The organism is Elizabethkingia argenteiflava (genome assembly GCF_009904105.1).
Taxonomy (GTDB): domain Bacteria; phylum Bacteroidota; class Bacteroidia; order Flavobacteriales; family Weeksellaceae; genus Elizabethkingia; species Elizabethkingia argenteiflava.
The window spans coordinates 1-322 of the sequence record NZ_JAAABJ010000275.1 but is presented as its reverse complement, the minus strand read 5'-3'; the positions used below and the strand labels follow the sequence as shown (position 1 = coordinate 322).

Here is a 322-nt window from a genome sequence, read left to right as displayed (position 1 = left end):
TTCAGCTTATTGTAAAACGCCTGAAAACAGGCTGTCAGTGGCGTGAATTAAGTTTGAAAGAATATTTTGGCAGAGAGAAAATCTGCTGGCAAAGCATTTACTATTATTTCAATAAATGGAGCAAAGATGGCTCTTTCAGAAAGGCATGGATAGGTCTTTCGCTCCTTAATAAAAGAAAATTGGAGATGTCAAGCCTTCAGTTGGACGGCAGCCACACCCCAAGCCGAATGGGAGGTGAAAAGCTAGGCTATCAAGCTAGAAAAAAGGCAAAAACCACCAACAGCATTTTTCTGTGTGATAACCAGGGACAAATGTTGGCAAT

At 41.0% G+C, this 322-nt stretch carries 1 pseudogene; it reads left to right on the top strand.

Annotated elements, in window-relative coordinates:
* Window positions 1-322: pseudogene (locus GNY06_RS02850) on the top strand (IS5/IS1182 family transposase); the annotation flags it as partial.